This is a genomic window from Pseudolysinimonas sp. (genome assembly GCF_057350545.1).
The window spans coordinates 40,132-57,619 of the sequence record NZ_JBMRCP010000104.1 but is presented as its reverse complement, the minus strand read 5'-3'; the positions used below and the strand labels follow the sequence as shown (position 1 = coordinate 57,619).

General features: G+C 69.7%; 17 protein-coding genes. 11 read left to right on the top strand and 6 right to left on the bottom strand.

The genetic code is table 11. The features are described from left to right. The first annotated feature begins 270 nt into the window (after positions 1–270). The 6 genes from ACO1X9_RS14545 to ACO1X9_RS14520 all read left to right on the top strand — a co-directional run bounded on the left by ACO1X9_RS14545 (position 271) and on the right by ACO1X9_RS14520 (position 8,077). Positions 271–2,193 (top strand): MDR family MFS transporter, encoded by a 1,923-nt coding sequence (locus ACO1X9_RS14545; RefSeq protein WP_486351564.1) that lies wholly within the window; start codon positions 271–273, stop codon positions 2,191–2,193. Positions 2,194–2,344: 151 nt separating this feature from the next. Beyond that, positions 2,345–3,628 carry an ABC transporter substrate-binding protein gene (locus tag ACO1X9_RS14540; RefSeq protein WP_486351563.1) on the top strand — a complete coding sequence of 428 codons (1,284 nt, stop codon included), beginning with the start codon at positions 2,345–2,347 and terminating at the stop codon, positions 3,626–3,628. A gap of 90 nt (positions 3,629–3,718) precedes the next feature. Continuing rightward, the gene (locus tag ACO1X9_RS14535) at positions 3,719–4,717 is read left to right on the top strand and encodes a carbohydrate ABC transporter permease (RefSeq protein WP_486351562.1); all 999 of its coding nucleotides are present in this window, start codon (positions 3,719–3,721) and stop codon (positions 4,715–4,717) included. Further along, a complete protein-coding gene (locus ACO1X9_RS14530) occupies positions 4,714–5,625 on the top strand; it encodes a carbohydrate ABC transporter permease (protein WP_486351561.1) in 912 nt (303 codons plus the stop codon). Before ACO1X9_RS14535 ends, ACO1X9_RS14530 begins: the two co-directional genes overlap by 4 nt. A 38-nt stretch (positions 5,626–5,663) precedes the next feature. Then, positions 5,664–7,076 (top strand): GH1 family beta-glucosidase, encoded by a 1,413-nt coding sequence (locus ACO1X9_RS14525; RefSeq protein WP_486351566.1) that lies wholly within the window; start codon positions 5,664–5,666, stop codon positions 7,074–7,076. Positions 7,077–7,096: 20 nt separating this feature from the next. After that, on the top strand, positions 7,097–8,077 hold the full coding sequence (locus ACO1X9_RS14520; protein WP_486351565.1) for a LacI family DNA-binding transcriptional regulator: 981 nt from the start codon (positions 7,097–7,099) through the stop codon (positions 8,075–8,077). Here the strand turns inward: ACO1X9_RS14520 and ACO1X9_RS14515 are convergent. Next, positions 8,034–8,777, bottom strand: a complete 744-nt coding sequence (locus ACO1X9_RS14515) for an MIP/aquaporin family protein (protein ID WP_486351560.1) — start codon at positions 8,775–8,777, stop codon at positions 8,034–8,036. The genes ACO1X9_RS14520 and ACO1X9_RS14515 overlap by 44 nt on opposite strands. A 35-nt stretch (positions 8,778–8,812) precedes the next feature. Between ACO1X9_RS14515 and ACO1X9_RS14510 the strand changes: the two genes are divergently transcribed. From ACO1X9_RS14510 to ACO1X9_RS14500, 3 genes are all read left to right on the top strand, one after another. Beyond that, complete coding sequence (locus ACO1X9_RS14510) at positions 8,813–9,691, top strand: metalloregulator ArsR/SmtB family transcription factor (protein ID WP_486351559.1); 879 nt, start codon at positions 8,813–8,815, stop codon at positions 9,689–9,691. A 62-nt stretch (positions 9,692–9,753) separates the two neighbouring features. Then, positions 9,754–10,170 carry an arsenate reductase ArsC gene (locus ACO1X9_RS14505; protein ID WP_486351558.1) on the top strand — a complete coding sequence of 139 codons (417 nt, stop codon included), beginning with the start codon at positions 9,754–9,756 and terminating at the stop codon, positions 10,168–10,170. Between the two features lie 2 nt (positions 10,171–10,172). Beyond that, positions 10,173–10,835, top strand: a complete 663-nt coding sequence (locus ACO1X9_RS14500) for an arsenate reductase/protein-tyrosine-phosphatase family protein (RefSeq protein ID WP_486351557.1) — start codon at positions 10,173–10,175, stop codon at positions 10,833–10,835. Positions 10,836–10,841: 6 nt separating this feature from the next. Here the strand turns inward: ACO1X9_RS14500 and ACO1X9_RS14495 are convergent, their stop codons facing one another. After that, on the bottom strand, positions 10,842–12,236 hold the full coding sequence (locus tag ACO1X9_RS14495; RefSeq protein WP_486351556.1) for a TrkH family potassium uptake protein: 1,395 nt from the start codon (positions 12,234–12,236) through the stop codon (positions 10,842–10,844). Positions 12,237–12,422: 186 nt separating this feature from the next. On the opposite strand from ACO1X9_RS14495, the gene nhaA reads away from it, so the two are divergent. Then, positions 12,423–13,694 (top strand): Na+/H+ antiporter NhaA, encoded by a 1,272-nt coding sequence (nhaA, locus tag ACO1X9_RS14490; RefSeq protein ID WP_486351555.1) that lies wholly within the window; start codon positions 12,423–12,425, stop codon positions 13,692–13,694. A gap of 54 nt (positions 13,695–13,748) precedes the next feature. After that, complete coding sequence (locus tag ACO1X9_RS14485) at positions 13,749–14,042, top strand: GNAT family N-acetyltransferase (protein ID WP_486351554.1); 294 nt, start codon at positions 13,749–13,751, stop codon at positions 14,040–14,042. Here the strand turns inward: ACO1X9_RS14485 and ACO1X9_RS14480 are convergent. The 4 genes from ACO1X9_RS14480 to lplAB form a co-directional block, all read right to left on the bottom strand. Next, positions 14,029–14,397 (bottom strand): hypothetical protein, encoded by a 369-nt coding sequence (locus ACO1X9_RS14480; RefSeq protein ID WP_486351553.1) that lies wholly within the window; start codon positions 14,395–14,397, stop codon positions 14,029–14,031. The genes ACO1X9_RS14485 and ACO1X9_RS14480 overlap by 14 nt on opposite strands. Positions 14,398–14,556: 159 nt before the next feature. After that, a complete protein-coding gene (locus ACO1X9_RS14475) occupies positions 14,557–15,348 on the bottom strand; it encodes a heme ABC transporter ATP-binding protein (RefSeq protein WP_486351552.1) in 792 nt (263 codons plus the stop codon). After that, entirely contained in the window at positions 15,345–16,373 is a 1,029-nt protein-coding gene (locus ACO1X9_RS14470) for a FecCD family ABC transporter permease (protein WP_486351551.1), read from the bottom strand. Before ACO1X9_RS14470 ends, ACO1X9_RS14475 begins: the two co-directional genes overlap by 4 nt. Positions 16,374–16,377: 4 nt before the next feature. Beyond that, entirely contained in the window at positions 16,378–17,427 is a 1,050-nt protein-coding gene (lplAB, locus tag ACO1X9_RS14465; protein WP_486351550.1) for a lipoate-protein ligase LplAB, read from the bottom strand. Positions 17,428–17,488: the final 61 nt, after the last annotated feature.

Genomic DNA, 17,488 nt, shown 5'->3' with positions numbered 1-17,488 from the left:
GTTACACCTCCGGCAGACATCCGGCAACGTGGGTTGAGTGCCGCCGCAGGCGGTGTATCGAACCCTCCGTAAACTGTCGCGGTGACCGACCAGCCCGCACGCGCACCTGAGGGGTCTCGGCGGGCTGGTCGGTCACCGCGACAGTTTACGGAGGTTTCGATACACCGCCTGCGGCGGCACTCAACCCACGTTGCCGGATGTCTGCCGGAGGTGTAACTTTGCAGTCTGCGCAATTTTCTGCGCGCCGCTTCTCTCTCCGACGAAGGACCCATGTCCACGACTTCCGCCGCGCCCGCCACCGGGCAGCCCCTGCTGACGCACCGGCAGATCCTCTTCATCATCTTCGGCCTGATGGCGGCGATGTTCCTCTCGTCGCTCAACCAGACGGTCGTCGGCACGTCGATGCGCACGATCGCCGACGACCTCGGTCGTCAAGACCTGCAGGCCTGGGCCACCACGGCGTTCCTCATCGTGTCGACGATCACGACGCCGATCTACGGAAAGCTCAGCGACCTCTTCGGCCGCCGCCCGCTCTTCATCATCGCGATCGTGCTGTTCCTCGCCGGCTCACTGCTGTGCGGCTTCGCGAACACCATGTACGAGCTCGCGATCTACCGCGCCGTCCAGGGCCTCGGCGCCGGCGGCCTCATGTCGCTGCCGCTCACGATCATGGGCGACATCCTCGCGCCGCGTGAGCGCGCCAAGTACCAGGGCTACTTCCTCGCCGTCTTCGGTGTCTCGAGCGTGCTCGGGCCGCTCATCGGCGGACTCTTCGCCGGTCAGGCCGAGATCCTCTTCGTCGAGGGCTGGCGCTGGGTGTTCTTCGTGAACCTCCCGATCGGCGTCGGCGCGCTCGCCCTCGTGCTGGCCTTCCTGCACCTCCCGCGCCACACGCACGGCAAGGTGCGGATCGACTGGTGGGGTGCCGTCACGATCGTGCTCGGCATCGTGCCGCTCCTCCTCATCGCGGAGCAGGGCCGCGAGTGGGGCTGGGCGTCTCCCATCGCGTTCGCGTGCTACGTCGTCGGCGTCGCCGGCATCGTCGCCTTCGTCCTCGTCGAGCGCTCGATGGGCGACGACGCGCTGCTGCCGCTCAAGCTGTTCCGCTCACCGACCTTCTCGATGGCGACGGTGCTCGGCATCCTGGTCGGGTTCGGGATGTTCGGCGCGATGATGTCGCTCCCGCTCTACCTGCAGCTCGTCAACGGCGCGACGCCGACCGAGGCGGGGCTGTTCATGATCCCACTCGTGCTCGGGCTCATGATCTCGTCGATCGCGAGCGGACAGCTCATCTCGCGCACGGGCAGCTACCGCATCTTCCCGATCATCGGCACCGGCCTGCTCGCGGGGTCGTTCGCGTTCCTCGCGCTCGTCGCGAACTACACGACGCCCGTCTGGGTCATCATGATCGGGATGCTCGGTGCCGGCCTCGGGCTCGGTCAGCTCATGCAGACCCTCACCCTGGCGAGCCAGAACTCGGTCGGAGTGCGCGACATGGGCGTGGCCACGAGCGCGTCGACGTTCTTCCGTCAGATGGGCGGCACGGTCGGCGTCGCGGTGATCTTCTCGGTGCTGTTCAGCCGGCTGCCGGAGACGATCGCGGCGGCCTTCGGCAAGACCGACCTCGTGCGCACGGCGCTCGACGCGGCCCTCGACCCCGCTGTCGCCTCGGCGCCTCAGAACGCGGGCATCATGGAGGCGATCTACTCTCCCGTCGTGTCGCAGGTGACCGCACAGCTGCCGCCGGGAATCGACCTCGCCGACGACGCCACGCGCGGCGGAGTCGTCGACCAACTGGTCGACGCACTCGGCGATGGTCTCCCGTCCGGCGGCGACTCGTTGGGTACCTCGCTCAACGGCGACACGTCGTTCCTCAACACGGCCGACACCTCGCTCTCGGCGCCGTTCCTCGACGGATTCGCGAGCGCCACGGTCACGGTGTTCTGGGTCGCCGCGGCGGTCGTCGCGATCGCCTTCGTGCTCTCGTTCTTCCTCCGTGCGCAGCCGTTGCGCGACAAGTCGGCGGTACAGGAGGCGCACGACGAGCGTCTCGCGGAGGGCGGCGACGCCCTCGCCGACGAGTTCGCGATGGATGCCCAGGTCGCGGCGAACACGGTCGGCGCGTACGCGGCGCCGGGGCTCGCCGCCGACATCGAGGAAGCCGATCAGGAGCGCCGACCGGCTCGTCGCTGAACATTTCGAAGAGACCCCCGACCAGGGATTTCCCGGTCGGGGGTTTTCTCGTTGTTGACATCGTGGACGCGGTCTGCGTACATTGTGGCTCGTTCGTGAGAGCGCTCCCACGACGTCTCCATCCCCACCGCGCACACACAAAGGAGTGACCGTGAGAATCTCACGCCCCGCCGTGGCGACCGCAGCTGCGAGCGTCGCCGCCCTCTCTCTCGTCCTGACCGGCTGCGCCGCAGCCGGCCCGACGGACGATGGCGAACCCATCACCCTCACCATCACCACGTTCGGCACCATGGGTATCGACGTGAACTACGAGGCGTACATGGATGCCCACCCGAACGTCACCATCGAGGCCACCAACCTCGAGAACGGTGGCGCCGCTCGTGACGACGCCTACGCGAAGATCGCGGCGGGCACCGGCCTGAGCGACATCGTCGCGATCGAGGAGGGCTGGCTCTCCACGATCCGCGACGTCTCCGACGCGTTCGTCGACCTCCGCGACTACGGCATCGAAGAGTCCGACTGGCTCGACTGGAAGTTCGCCCAGGGCACCGACGCCGAGGGACGCGTCTTCGGCGCCGGCCTCGACATCGGACCGCAGGGCCTGTGCTTCCGCGGCGACCTGCTCGAGGCCGCCGGCCTCCCGGGTGACCGGGAGGGCTTCGCCGAGGCACTCGGCGGCGAGGATGCCACGTGGGAGTCGTTCTTCGAGTTCGGCCAGGAGTACACGGCCGCCTCGGGCAAGCCGTTCTTCCACAACCCCTCGTTCATGTGGAACTCCTTCGTGAACCAGCAGGAGGAGGGCTACTACAAGGCCGACGGTGAGACCCTCAACATCGAGGGCAACGAGGACATGATGGCTCAGCTCGACCTCATCGTCGAGAACGCCAACATCGGTGCCGGCCTCCCCGCCTGGGGCGTCGGCGAGCAGGCCAAGAACGACGAGTTCGCCGTCTACGTCTGCCCGTCGTGGATGCTCGGTGTCGTGAGCGGCTACTACGACGCCGGCACGACCGGCACCGGCTGGGACTTCGCTGACGTCCTCCCGGGTGGTGCCGCCAACTGGGGTGGCGCGTTCCTCGGTGTTTCCGAGTCGTCGGAGCACAAGGAGGCCGCCGCCGAGCTCGCGCTCTGGCTCGCCGCCCCCGAGCAGCAGGCTGCCGCGTTCGAGGCCGCCGGCCCGTTCCCCTCGCGGGCCGAGGGCCAGGCGCTCGTCGCCGACTCCGTGAGCGCGTTCTTCAACGACGCGCCCGTCGGGGAGATCTTCACCAACCGCGCCCAGGGTGTCGTCGCCCAGGTCAAGGGTCCGGAGGACTCGAACATCCAGGACAACGTCTTCGGACCGGTGCTGGACTCGATCAGCCAGGGTGAGATCACCACGGGCGAGGCGGCCTGGGAGGCTGCCCTCACCAACCTGAAGAACCTCGGCATCAGCTGACGCTTTAGTAGTTCCACGGAGCGGCCCCCTGACCCCCCACAGGGGGCCGCTCCTCCCTTCACCCACCGCACCATCGAGATAGGCACGACGATGAGCACAACGCAGACGACGCCCCGGGCGCCCGGCCTGACGTTCCGGCAGAAGCTCTCGAACTTCGACTACAAGGCGTCGCCGTACGTCTACATCTCGCCGTTCTTCATCCTGTTCGGCCTGCTCGGGCTCTTCCCCATCATCTACACCGTGAACGTCTCGCTCTACGAGTGGAACCTCCTCAAGGGCCAGGGCGACTTCATCGGCCTGCAGAACTACGTGACGACGCTCACCGACCCGCTGTTCTGGAACGCGACGTTCAACACGTTCAGCATCTTCCTGCTGTCGGCCGTGCCGCAGCTCATCTTCGCGACGATCATCGCGGCGTTGCTCGACCAGGCGATCCGGGCGAGCACCTTCTGGCGCATGAGCATCCTGCTCCCCTACATCGCCGCACCCGTCGCCGTCGCCGTCATCTTCACGCAGGTCTTCAACCAGTTCGGCGGGCCCATCACGGGAGTGCTCGAGATCTTCGGGCTCGAGCCGATCCGCTGGGGCTACGACGTCTTCCCCTCTCACATCGCGATCGCGTCGATGGTGAACTGGCGTTGGACGGGCTACAACGCGCTCATCCTGCTCGCCGCCATGCAGGCGATCCCGCGCGACGTCTACGAGTCGGCCGCGCTCGACGGTGCCGGGCGCATCCGACGCTTCTGGTCGATCACCATCCCGATGATCCGCCCGACCATGATCTTCGTCATCATCACCTCGACCATCGGCGGACTGCAGATCTTCACCGAGCCGAAGCTCTTCGACGGCCAGTCGAACGGCGGCTCGAACCGCCAGTTCCAGACGATCGTGCTCTACCTCTACGAGATGGCGTTCCCCCGCCGCGACTTCGGGCGGGCGGCGGCGACGGCCTGGATCCTCTTCCTGATCATCGTGCTGATCGGTGTCATCAACTACCTCATCTCACGCACGATCGCGTCCCAAGACGTCCGGCGCACTGTCCGGGCCCCCAAGACCGCGGTGCTCGAGTCGAACGGAGCATCCCGATGACCACCACCGTCACCCGACCGCCGATCGGCGCGACGTCCGTCGCCGTCGGCGAGGGTCGCGAGCCACGCAAGCGCCGCGCGAAGTTCTACGACCGCCCGGGCTGGCTCACCTACGGTCTGCTCACCGCCTTCTTCCTGGGTGCGGCATTCCCGCTCTGGTGGTCGTTCGTCATGGGCAGCCGCCAGGCCTCCGACATCAACGCGGTGCCGCCCGTCGTGATCCCGGGGCCGAACTTCATCGAGAACGTCATGAAGGCGTTCGCGACGGTCGACTTCGCCAAGGCGCTGTTCAACAGCCTCATCATCTCGGGCACGATCGCCGTGTCCGTGGTGTTCTTCTCGACGCTCGCGGGTTACGCGTTCGCGAAGCTCAAGTTCCGCGGGCGCGACTGGCTCATGGTCGCCGTCATCGCGACGATGGCCATCCCGACCCAGCTCGGGATCATCCCTCTCTTCATGCTCGTCGCGGAGCTCAAGCTGACCAACACGCTCGGGGCGGTCATCATCCCGGGGCTCGTCAGCGCCTTCGGCGTGTTCTTCATGAGGCAGTACCTCGTCGACACCATCCCCGACGAGCTCATCGAAGCCGCACGGATGGACGGCGCGTCGATGTGGGGCACGTTCTGGCATGTCGCGGTCCCTGCCGCGCGTCCGGCCATGGCCGTGCTCGGGCTCTTCATCTTCATGGCGGCCTGGACCGACTTCCTGTGGCCCCTGCTCGTGCTCGGGCCGAAGAATCCCAGCGTGCAGACGGCGCTCGCGTCACTCAACGCGTCGGGAGGGCACACGCCCGACCACTCCATGGTGCTGGCCGGCGCCGTCATCTCGATCCTCCCGTTGCTCGTGCTGTTCCTCTTCGCGGGACGCCAGCTGATCAGCGGCATCATGTCCGGGGCGGTGAAGGGATGACCCTCGAACAGTCGCGGGGCGCTCTGCTTCTCGCGGACATGGGCCTGCCCACCGACTTCCGCTGGCCCACCGGCTTCGTCTGGGGCGCCGCGACCGCGGCCGCCCAGATCGAGGGCGCCGCGCACGAGGACGGCAAGGAGGATTCCATCTGGGATGCCTTCGCCCGCGTGCCCGGCAACATCGCCGGCGGCGACACCCCCGCGATGGCCGTCGACCACTACCACCGGATGCCGCAGGACGTCGCGCTCATGAAGGAGCTCGGCCTCGACTCGTACCGGTTCTCGGTCTCGTGGGCGCGCGTGCGACCCGGCGACCGCGACTTCAGCCGGAAGGGCCTCGACTTCTACTCGCGGCTCGTCGACGAGCTGCTCGCCGCCGGCATCCTGCCCTGGCTCACGCTCTACCACTGGGATCTGCCCCAGGCCGTCGAGGAGAAGGGCGGCTGGGCGTCGCGCGACACCGCCGCGCGGTTCCTCGACTACGCGATGGGCGTGCACCAGGTGCTCGGCGACCGCGTGCACGACTGGACCACGTTCAACGAGCCCTTCTGCTCGTCGTTCATCGGCTACGCGGGCGGCGAGCACGCCCCGGGCCGTCAAGAACCCCGGGCGGCCCTCGGAGCGCTCCATCACCAGCACCTCGCCCACGGACTCGTGGTCGAGGCGCTGCGTGGGGCGGGGGCCGCCCGGCTCGGCATCACGCTCAACCTCACCAACGCGGTGCCGCTCGACCCGTCGAACGCGGCCGACCTCGACGCCGCGCGTCGGGTCGACGCGCTGTGGAACCGCGCCTTCCTCGACCCGATCCTGCGAGGCTCCTACCCCGCGGACTTCGTCGAGGATGTCGCGGGCCTCGGATTCGACGAGATCGTGCAGGACGGCGACCTCGCGGTCATCCACCAGCCGATCGACTTCCTCGGGGTGAATCATTACCACGACGACCAGGTCTCGGGTCGGCCGATCACGACGCCTCAGCCCCCGGCCATCCGTCCCGTCGAGAAGAAGCTGTCGTCGCCGTTCGTCGGCTCGCCGTCGCTCACCTTCCCCGCGCGCGATCTGCCGCGTACCGCGATGGGCTGGGAGGTGAACCCCGACGGCCCCCGCGTGCTGCTCGAGCGGCTCACCGCCGACTACGAGAACCTGCCGCCGCTCTACGTCACCGAGAACGGTTCGTCGTACGACGACCCCGAGCCCGTCGACGGTCGCGTGGAAGACCCGCAGCGCGTCGAGTACCTCGTGCAGCACCTCGCCGCGATCGCCCGGGCGATCGACGCCGGCGTCGACGTGCGCGGCTACTTCGCCTGGTCGCTGCTCGACAACTTCGAGTGGGCCTGGGGCTACGCGAAGCGGTTCGGCATCGTGCACGTCGACTACGACACGCAGGTGCGTACCGTGAAGGACTCCGGTCTGGCCTTCGCCGAGATCATCCGCGACTCTAGGATCGCTCCGTGACGGCTACTCCCACGTTGGAGATGGTCGCGGCACTCGCCGGTGTCTCGCGGTCGACGGTGTCGCGTGTCATCAACGACTCCCCCAAGGTCACTCCCGAGGCGCTCGCCGCGGTCACCGCCGCGATCGAGCAGCTCGGCTACGTCCCCAACCGGGCCGCGCGCTCGCTCGCCTCACGGCGTACCCACTCGATCGCGCTCGTGATCCCCGAGAACACCGCCAAGTTCTTCGCCGACCCGTACTTCGCGTCGGTCGTGCAGGGCGCCGCGATGCGGCTCGCGGAGACGAGTTACACCCTCACGCTCCTGATCGCCTCGGAGATCGACCCCGAGAAGACCCGCCGCTACCTCCAGGCGGGCAACGTCGACGGGGCGCTCATCCTCTCCCACCACTCCGACGACCGCTCCTACGTGGCGCTCTCGCGCACCCTCCCCGTGGTGTTCGGGGGACGCCCTGCGCGCCACGACGACGGACCGGAGCCGGTGTACGTGGATGTCGACAACTCCGCAGCCGCGCGCGCCGTCACGCAGCTGCTCATCGACGCGGGCCGGAGGCGTATCGCCACTGTCGCCGGCCCGACCGACATGACCGCCGGTCTCGACCGTCTCGACGGCTGGCGTGCGGCGCTCGCCGCCGCCGGCCTGTCGGACGACCTCGTCGAGCACGGCGACTTCACCCCGGCGTCCGGCGCCGCAGCGATGGAGCGCCTTCTCGACCGCGGCGAGCCGATCGACGGGCTCTTCGCGGCCTCGGCCCAGATGGCCGACGGTGCGCTCTCGGTGCTGCGCGAGCGCGGGCTGTCGATCCCCACGGATGTCGGCGTCGTCACGTTCGACGACGACTACTTCGCGCAGCGCGCCACCCCGCCGCTCAGCACGGTGGATCAGGAGGAGGGCGAGGTCGGCCGCACGATGGCCGAACTGCTCATCCGCCTCATCGAGGGCGAGGACGTGCCCCGCATCACGATGATGCCGACGACTCTCGTGCGGCGCGCGTCGGAGTAGCCGCCGGGCTCGGGCCCGGGAACAGGGCGCGCACGACGAGCCAGCCGACCAGGCCGCCGACGAGTTGGGCGGCCACGTAGGCCGGAGCCGACGAGGGCGCGATCCCCGCGAAGGTGTCGCTGAACATCCGGCCGATCGTGATCGCGGGGTTCGCGAAGCTCGTCGACGAGGTGAAGAAGTACGCCGCGCCGATGTAGGCGCCGACGGCCGGGGCGACGACGAGCGCGGCGCGACCCGAGCGCACGAGCCCGAAGATCACGAGCACGAGGCCGGCGGTCGCGACGACCTCGGCGAGGAGGTGCGGCGCGGTCGCCCGCTCGGTCGTGCTCCACGAGACGGCTCCGAACCCGAACATGAGGTTCGCGAGCACGGTGCCGCCGATGCAGCCGAGGATCTGGGCGGGCACGTACCGGGCGACATCGGCCCAGGGCCGCGAGCCGAGCGCCGCGTCGACGAGCGAGACGACGGGGTTGAACTGCGCGCCCGAGACGGGGGCGAAGAGCCAGATGAGCACGGTCAGCCCGAGCGCGGTGACGAGGGCGTTCTCGAGCAGCTGCAGTCCCACGTCGGTGGACAGCGTCTGCGCGGCGATGCCCGAGCCGACGACGACGGTCGCGAGCAGCGCGCTGCCGAGGAACTCGGCCGCGATGCGGCGGAGTCCGTCGACGTTCACCGGGCGACCAGGATGCTCGAGAGCCATACCCTCACGCTAGCGGCACTCATAGACTGCGGTCTATGGATCAGCCGTCGCGCCTCTCACTCCTCGCCGATCCCACGCGGAGTGCGATCGTGCGCCTCATCCTCCGATCGGAGGAAGGACGGGCCGGCGTCACCGAACTCGCACATGAACTCGGCCTCAGTCAGCCGACCCTCTCCCACCACCTGCGGGAGCTGACGGAGGCGGGAGTGGTGGAGCGCTTCCCGGAGGGCCGACGCGTCTGGCACGCCGTCGCCCCCGAGTGGCAGGAGGACCTCGCCGCGTTCGCCGGCGGACCGACGAGCGGCCCCGCCTCCGAATCGGTGCTCGGCCGCATCATCGACGACCTGGCCGAGCGGTTCCGCGGATCGTTCAATCGCGCCACGGTCGCGAGGTACGTGCACGAGAGCCACGACCTGCTCGCGTCGCGCGCCCGGATCACCCGCTATCTGGCGTCGCTCACGGCGAGGTTCGCTGCCGACCGCCTCGCAGCGCTCGCCCGCACGCGGGAGGCGGTCGACGGAATCCCCGAAGTGCTCTTCGTCTGCGTCGAGAACGCCGGTCGATCGCAGATGGCGGCCGCGATCATGAAGCAGCTCGCCGGTGGTCGCGTGACGGTGCGCACCGCCGGGTCGCAACCCGCCGCGGCGGTACGGCAGACCGTCGTCGCGGCCCTCGACGAGATCGGCGTCCCGCTCGACGGAGAGTTCCCCAAGCCCCTCACCGACGAGGTGGTGCGCGCCGCCGACGTCGTCGTGACGATGGGATGCGGCGACGCGTGCCCGGTCTACCCCGGGCGGCGTTACCTCGACTGGGAGCTCGGCGATCCCGCCGGCCAGCCGCTCGCGCGCGTGCGGTCGATCCGGGACGACATCGAGGCGCGGGTTCGCGAGTTGCTCACGACGCTGCCCGCGTGAACGGGAGGTGAAGAGACTCACTCTCGATTCCCTTCACATAGACAGTGATCTATGCTTTTGTCATGACCCCGTCCGAGAAGCCCACCGTCCTGTTCGTCTGCCTGCACAACGCCGGACGCTCCCAGATGGCCGCCGGCTACATGAAGGAGCTCTCGGGCGGTCGCGTCGAGGTGCTCTCCGCCGGCTCCGAGCCGAAGGACCAGATCAACCCGATCGCGATCGCGGCGATGGCCGAGGAGGGCATCGACATCGCCGACAACGTGCCGAAGATCCTCACCACCGAGGCGGTCAAGGAGTCCGACGTCGTCATCACGATGGGCTGCGGCGACACCTGCCCGATCTTCCCCGGGAAGCGCTACGAGGACTGGGAGCTCGAAGACCCGGCGGGCAAAGACCTCGAGACGGTGCGACGCGTGCGCGACGACATCCGCGGCCGCATCGAGAACCTCCTGGCCGAGATCCTCCCCGCGACGGTCTGACGATGTCCGACCTCGACGTGAGCTCGCGGCGCGGGCTGCCGGGGCTCGCCTACCCCGAGCGCTACCTCCAGACTCTCGCCGGCGACCTGAGCGTCCGGTTCGCAGGGACTTTCAACCCCGAGACGGTCGAGCGCTACGTGCTCGAGTCGTACGCGGCGCTGCTGCGCACGTCGACGGTGAAGGCGCACCTCGCCAACCGGGTCACCCGCTTCGCGACCGACCGGCTCACCGCCCTCGCGCAGGCCAAGGGTGCGCTGCCGCGTGAGGTACCCGAGATCCTCTTCGTCTGCGTGCACAACGCGGGCCGCTCGCAGATGGCCGCCGCCCTGACGACGTCGCTCTCCGGTGGGCGCGTGCACGTGCGGTCGGCCGGATCGATGCCGGCGGAAGAGCTCAACCCCGCCGTGCTCGAGTCGATCGGGGAGCTCGGGCTCGACCTGGCCGACGCCTTCCCGAAGCCGCTCACCGACGACGTCGTGCAGGCGGCGGATGTCGTGGTCACCATGGGCTGCGGCGACGCGTGCGCCGTCTACCCGGGCAAACGCTACGAGGACTGGGAGCTCGACGACCCCGAGGGCATGTCGCTCGAGGGGGTGCGCGTCGTCCGCGACGAGATCGAGCGCCGAGTGCGGGCGCTGCTCGCGTCGCTCGACGTCGCGGTCTGACCGCGGTCAGCCGATGATGGGGCGCTCCTCGGGCAGGCTGTAGAGCGTGTTGCGCTGCCGCACCGCGAGGGCGGCGGCGAGCCCGATCGGGCCGATGCGGCCCGCGAGCATGAGCGCACCCAGCACGTACTTGCCGAACGGGTCGAGCTCGGCCGAGAGCCCCACCGAGAGTCCGCAGGTCGCGAAGGCCGAGATCACCTCGAACAGGATGCGGTCGAGTGGCGCGTCGGTCGAGATCATCAGCAGCCCCGTCGCGACGAGCACGAGCGTCGCACCGAGGAACGTCACGCTGATGGCGACCCGCAGCACGCCGTCGGGGATGCTGCGGCGGGCGACCGTCACGACCTTGCTGCCGCGAGCTTCGGCGAGGATCGCCAGCAGGAGCACGGCGAGGGTCGTCACCTTGATGCCGCCCGCTGTCGACGCCGACCCTCCGCCGACGAACATGAGCGCGTCGCTCAGCAGGAGCGTCGCGGTGCCGGACTCGGCGGTGCTCACGAGCTCGAAGCCGCCCGAGCGCATCATCGTCGAGGCGAACAGCCCGTGGAACAGCTTCTCGGGAATCGACATCTCGCCGACGGTCGCCGGGTTCGTCCACTCGAGCAGCGTCCACCCGACGGCGCCGACGAGCAGCAGCACCGTGGTCGTGACGAGCGTCAGTCGGGTGTGCAGGCTCCACCGTCGTCGGCGCCAGCGCACGACGATGAGGTTGAGGAAGACGGGGAAGCCGAAACTGCCGACGAAGACCCCGACCATCACGGGGAGCAACACGAAGAGGTTGCCCTCGAAGACGCCGAGTCCTCCTTCGTGCACCGTGAAGCCCGCGTTGTTGAAGGCCGACACCGAGTAGAACAGGGCGTGCCACAGCCCCAGGCCGAACGACTGCTCGGCCACGACGAGCGCGGGGGCGAGGAAGAGGAACAGCACACCCTGCACCGTGAGCGTCGCGAGGATGACGATCCGCAGCAGACGGCCGACATCGCCGAGCACGGGAGCACCGATGCTCTGCTGAGCGAACAGCTTGCCGCCGAGACCGAGCTGTCGGGAGACCGCCCGGGCGAGCAGCAGAGCGAGCGTCACGATGCCGAGCCCGCCGACCTCGATCGCGATGAGGATGGCGACCTGCCCGACCGGCGACCAGTAGGTGGCCGTGTCGACCGTCGTGAGTCCCGTCACGGTGATCGCCGAGATGGCCGTGAAGGCGGCGTCGTGGAGCGGTGCGCGGGAGCCGTCGGCCGTCGCCACCGGGAGGCTCAAGACGCCGGTGAAGACGACGGCGGCCAGGAGGAAGACGAGCACGGCGCCTCGGGCCGGCGAGCGACGGGCGAGTTCGCCGATCCACCGGGATGCCGAGGTGAGAGCACGCGAGAGGGCCGGGCGGGGTGGGGGCGGAACGCGCAAGAGGGGTCCTCGATCTGCTGGACGTTCGCAAACGCCGCCGACCAGGCTTCCCGGCGCACCGGCAGCCACATTACGCGAGCCGGAGGCCGCGGCGACAGCCCGGTAAGCTGGTCGAGGAGTGTCGGGAAGCCTGGTCGACGACCGCGTCGGCGACCCGCCGCGCGACGACCGTCCGATCGGAACGCGATGACCGAGACCCCCCTTCCCCGCCGCATCCGCCTTCGCCGCTGGGTGACCACGGAGACGACCGGCGGCGTGCTGCTGCTCGTCGCCGCCGCACTCGCCCTGATCTGGGCGAACTCACCCTGGCGCGAGAGCTACGTCGCGCTGTCCGGCTTCACCTTCGGCCCGGAGGTCCTGCACCTCGACCTGAGCGTGTCGACCTGGGCGGCCGACGGGCTGCTCGCCATCTTCTTCTTCGTCGTGGGCGTCGAGCTCAAGCACGAGCTCGTCGCCGGAAGCCTGCGCCGCCCGAAGGAGGCGGCGGTGCCGGTGCTCGCCGCGGTCGGCGGCATGGCGCTGCCCGCCCTCTTCTACGTCGTCATCGTGCTCGCGCTCGGCGACCGCAGCGCCGTCACGGGATGGGCGATCCCCACCGCGACCGACATCGCGTTCGCACTCGCCGTGCTCGCCATCTTCGGCCGCGGCCTGCCGCGCGCCCTCCGCACCTTCCTGCTCACCCTCGCGGTCGTCGACGACCTCCTCGCGATCGTCGTCATCGCGCTGTTCTACACCTCAGGGGTCGACCTGCTCGCGCTGGGAGCCGCGTTCGTCGCGATCGCGGTGTTCGGCATCCTGGTACGGATGCGCCGTCCGCGCTGGTGGCTGCTCATCCCGATCGCCGTCGTCGCGTGGGGCTTCATGCACGCGTCGGGCGTGCACGCCACGATCGCCGGCGTGCTGCTCGGCTTCTGCGTGCCCGCGCGGCTCGTGCACGGCGAGACGGAGCCGCGCACGCATCGTTTCGACGACCGGGTGCGCCCGTACTCGTCGGGTATCGCGCTGCCGGTGTTCGCCTTCTTCTCGGCCGGCGTCTCGCTCGTCGACGGCGAAGGTCCGCTCGCGGTGCTCGGTCAGCCGGTCGTGCTCGCGATCGTCGTGGGCCTCGTCGTCGGCAAGGTCGTCGGGGTGCTCGGCGTCACCGCGCTCGTGACGCGCGTGAGTCCGTTGCGCCTCCCGGACTCGATCGGACTGCGCGACCTGCTGCCGGTCGGATTCCTGACCGGCATCGGGTTCACGGTCGCGCTGCTCATCTCCGAGCTGTCGTTCCCCGACACCGAGCACACGGCGGGCGCGAAGATCGCGATCCTCGCGGCGTCACTGCTCGCCGCCGTCCTCGCCGCCGCGACGCTGCGCTGGGACGCCCGGCGTGCCCGCAGCCGCGACATGAACGAGGACGGCGTCGACGACGTCGACACGGGAACGATCTCGGATCCGAGCGACCTCGAGGCACGGTAGCGCCGACGGCGCAACACCCGGCGCGTCATCGGCATCCCGGGCTACCGTCGGAGCATGGCTGACACCGACATCGTCTCCCACGACCGCGAAGGCTCACGTTTCGTCCTGCGCCGCGGCGACCAGCAGATCGGCGAGGTCGTCTACGAGACGCGCGACGACGGCGGCATCGTCTTCACCCACACCGAGGTCGACGAAGAGCTGCAGGAACGAGGCCTCGGCTCGCAGCTCGTGCAGGGCGCGCTCACCTCACTGCGGGAGGAGACGGATGTTCGCATCGGCGCGACCTGCCCGTTCGTGAAGCGCTACCTCGAGGAGCACCGCGAGTTCGACGACCTCACGACTCGCTGACGTAGCGCTGCTCCGCCGGAGCCATGCCTGTCGTGTCGACGTTGCGAGGACTCGACACGGCGGCCGGCTCTTGCGCGCGCGGGAGATGGATGCGGGCGATGCCGTTGTCGAGGTCGACGATCGGGTCACCGGGGGCGGGTGCCGGGGCGGGCAGCTCGGTCTGACGCTCTTGCTCCTGCAGCGCCTCCTGGCGGCTGGGCGCGAAGAGGCCGTCGATCGGGGCGAGCAGGTTGCCCGAGCTGCGACGCCAGTCCTTGTCGGTTCTGAAGTTCATGAACCCGAAGATCTGGCCGAACACGCACACCACGACGACCGCGGCGGGCACGGCCACCCACCACACCCATCCCAGATCCACCGGGCAAGGATACGCCGCCGCCCTTCCGGAGTCCCGGCCTCGCGAACGTGCGCCGTTCAGGACGCGGGCGGTCGCGACGTCCGGATCCGACCGCGAAGACTCGGATCTCCTGATCCGCGCACGTCGTCTGATCAGCGCACGCCGCGGCGGGCCGAAGGCCTAGGAGCGCGCGGGCACGATGTGCGGGCGACCGTCGAGGTCGATGACGCGCACGACGAGGCCGTAGACCTCCGAGATCGCCTCGGCGGTGAGCACCTCGGCCGGAGTGCCGACCGCCACGAGGGCACCCTGGGAGAGCAGCGCGACACGATCGGCGACGGCTCCGGCGAGCGACAGGTCGTGCACGACCATCACGACCGCGTGACCGGATGCCGCGAGGGACCGGGCGAGGCGTAGAACGTCCTCCTGGTGGCGGAGGTCGAGCGCGGCGGTCGGCTCGTCGAGGAAGACGATGCCGGTCGACTGGGCGAGCACCCGGGCGAGCGAGACCCGGGCACGCTCGCCGCCGGAGAGCTCGGTGAAGCGGCGATCGGCGAGGTTGACGACATCCGCCGCCTCGGCCGCCGCGGAGACGGCGCGCGCGTCGTCGGCGAGCTCCGCCGAACGGGTCCACGGCGCACGACCCATCTGGATGACCTCGATCACCCGGAACGGGAACGCGAGCGAGTTGTCCTGCGTGAGCACCGCCCGCCGACGGGCGAGCTCGAGCGGCGAGAAGGTGGCCAGGTCGCGGTCGTCGAGGGTGACGACGCCGGTCGACGGCTGCCGCTCGCCCGAGAGCACGGAGAGCAGCGTCGACTTGCCAGCGCCGTTCGGTCCGACGAGGGCGAGCACCTCGCCGGGCACGATGTCGAGGTCGACGTCGTGCAGCACCGGTCGGCCGTCGAGCTCGACGGACACCGCGCGCGCCGAGAGAGCAGCGGGAGGCGCGGCGGGAAGGGCGGCGGTCATGCCCATCCTCCCGACCGGCGACGCTGGCGCCAGAGGAGGAAGAAGAAGAACGGTCCGCCGACGAGGGAGGTGAGCATCCCGATCGGCAGTTCCGCGCCGGCGACGATCGTGCGCGCCAGCAGGTCGGCGGCGAGCATGAGCACCGCCCCGCCGAAGGCGGAGAACACGATGAGCGACCGGTGCCGCGGGCCGAGGAGCATGCGGATGACGTGCGGCACCACGAGTCCGACGAAGGCGATGATGCCGACGAACGCCACACCGACTCCGGTGAGCAGCGCGACGACGACGATCGACACGAGGCGCAGTCGCTCCACGTCGAGGCCGAGGTGACGGGCGTTCCGCTCGCCGAGCGCGAGCAGGTCGTACCGCGGGCCGAGCAGCACCGCGAGCACGACTCCGACGACCGCGACGACCGCGACGATGAGCACCTCGCGCCAGAGCGAGCCGTTGAGCGACCCGAGCTGCCAGAACACGATCTGCTCGCGGTTGGCGGTGCTCGTCGAGAACAGCACGAACGCGAGGCCCGCCCCGGCGAACGCGTTGACCGCGATACCGGTGAGCAGGAGGGTGACGACCTCGGTGCGTCCGTTGGCACGGGAGACGAAGTAGACGAGCAGCGTCGCGCCGAGACCCCCGAGGAAGGCGAGCACCGCGATCCCGTAGTCGCCGAACGCGGTGAGCCCGAGCGAGATCGCGACCGCCGCCCCGAGCGCCGCACCCGACGAGACGCCGACGACCCCCGGCTCGGCGAGCGGGTTGCCGAAGATCGCCTGCATGACGGCACCTGCCGTCGCGAGGGCCGCGCCGACGACGACCGCCATGACGATGCGCGGGAAGCGCACGAACCACAGCGACGACTCGACGACCGTGTCGTCCGGCGCCCACGGCGTCGGGATCCAGAGCGCCCGCAGCAGCGAGCCGACGACCTCGGAGGCCGACACCGGCAACTGCCCGAGCAGGGCGGAGAGCAGCATGCCCGCCACGAGGAGGGCGGCCAGAACGAGACCGACGATCAGCTTGCGCACGGCGTCAGGGAACCCGGTAGAGCCACTCGTCGGTGCCGAACTTCGACGCCACGAGCTCGTGCGCCCGCGACAGCTCGAAGTCGGTGAGAGCACCGTCGGTGAGTCCGTGCGCACCGCGGAACGTCTCGATCATGCGCTCGATGATCTCGTCGCGCGAGAGCCCGGTCTGCGAGCGGAGCGGATCGACGCGCTTCGCGGCCGACTTGGTGCCCTTGTCGCTGAGCTTCTCGCGCCCGATGCGCAGCACCTGCGCCATCCGTTCGCCGTCCATGTCGTACGCCATCGTGACGTGGTGCAGTACGCCGCCGTTGCCGAGCCGCTTCTGCGCGGCACCGCCGATCTTGCCGGTCGGCGAGGCGATGTCGTTGAGCGGCACGTAGGTGGCGTCGATGCCGAGGCTCTTGAGCGCCTGCACGGCCCACTCGTCGAGGAACGCGTAGGAGTCGGCGAAGGTCATGCCCTGCACGAGGTCGGCGGGCGCGTAGATCGAATAGGTGACGGCGCCGGGCGGCTCGATGAACATCGCGCCCCCGCCGGAGATGCGGCGCACGACCGGGAACCCGTACTTGGCCGCGTTGTCGGCATCCACCTCGTTCTTCACCGACTGGAACGAGCCGATGACGACCGCCGGCGACGCCCACTCCCAGAAACGCAGGGTGGGGGCGCGGCGGCCCTCGCCGACCTCCTCGGCGAGCACCTGGTCGAGCGCGAGGTGCATCAGCGGGTCGAGGGGGCCGGGACGCAGGAGCTCCCACGCGTAGTCGCTCCACGACGTCGCCCGCTGGAGGGCACGGCGTACCGCGGTGGCGACGGCCTCGGGCGAGAAGCCGAGCAGCACGGCGCCCTCGGGCAGCGCAGCCGAGACGGCGGCGGCGATCGTCTTCGCGTCGGAGGCGACGGGCAGCCCGGTGAGAGCGGCATCGATCCGCGGCAGCGCGTCGTCGGGCTCGAGGAAGAAGTCGCCCGAGAGCCGCGCGTCGGCGAGACGGCCGTCGCGCACGTCGAGATCGACGACGACGAGCTTGCCGCCCGGGACCTTGAACTCTCCGTGCATGGGAAGGCCAGCCTAATCTCGGGAGCGTGAAGGCATGAAAAAGAGGGGCGGAACCCGCTCC

What these genes read in the sequence shown, in the direction of transcription:
- ACO1X9_RS14545 (WP_486351564.1), top strand. Translation starts at nt 271, where the DNA reads ATGTCCACGACTTCCGCCGCGCCCGCCACCGGGCAGCCCCTGCTGACG.
- ACO1X9_RS14535 (WP_486351562.1), top strand. Translation starts at nt 3,719, where the DNA reads ATGAGCACAACGCAGACGACGCCCCGGGCGCCCGGCCTGACGTTCCGG.
- ACO1X9_RS14530 (WP_486351561.1), top strand. Translation starts at nt 4,714, where the DNA reads ATGACCACCACCGTCACCCGACCGCCGATCGGCGCGACGTCCGTCGCC.
- ACO1X9_RS14525 (WP_486351566.1), top strand. Translation starts at nt 5,664, where the DNA reads ATGGGCCTGCCCACCGACTTCCGCTGGCCCACCGGCTTCGTCTGGGGC.
- ACO1X9_RS14520 (WP_486351565.1), top strand. Translation starts at nt 7,097, where the DNA reads ATGGTCGCGGCACTCGCCGGTGTCTCGCGGTCGACGGTGTCGCGTGTC.
- ACO1X9_RS14515 (WP_486351560.1), bottom strand. Translation starts at nt 8,777, where the DNA reads ATGGCTCTCGAGCATCCTGGTCGCCCGGTGAACGTCGACGGACTCCGC.
- ACO1X9_RS14510 (WP_486351559.1), top strand. Translation starts at nt 8,813, where the DNA reads ATGGATCAGCCGTCGCGCCTCTCACTCCTCGCCGATCCCACGCGGAGT.
- ACO1X9_RS14505 (WP_486351558.1), top strand. Translation starts at nt 9,754, where the DNA reads ATGACCCCGTCCGAGAAGCCCACCGTCCTGTTCGTCTGCCTGCACAAC.
- ACO1X9_RS14500 (WP_486351557.1), top strand. Translation starts at nt 10,173, where the DNA reads ATGTCCGACCTCGACGTGAGCTCGCGGCGCGGGCTGCCGGGGCTCGCC.
- nhaA (WP_486351555.1), top strand. Translation starts at nt 12,423, where the DNA reads ATGACCGAGACCCCCCTTCCCCGCCGCATCCGCCTTCGCCGCTGGGTG.
- ACO1X9_RS14485 (WP_486351554.1), top strand. Translation starts at nt 13,749, where the DNA reads ATGGCTGACACCGACATCGTCTCCCACGACCGCGAAGGCTCACGTTTC.
- ACO1X9_RS14475 (WP_486351552.1), bottom strand. Translation starts at nt 15,348, where the DNA reads ATGACCGCCGCCCTTCCCGCCGCGCCTCCCGCTGCTCTCTCGGCGCGC.
- lplAB (WP_486351550.1), bottom strand. Translation starts at nt 17,427, where the DNA reads ATGCACGGAGAGTTCAAGGTCCCGGGCGGCAAGCTCGTCGTCGTCGAT.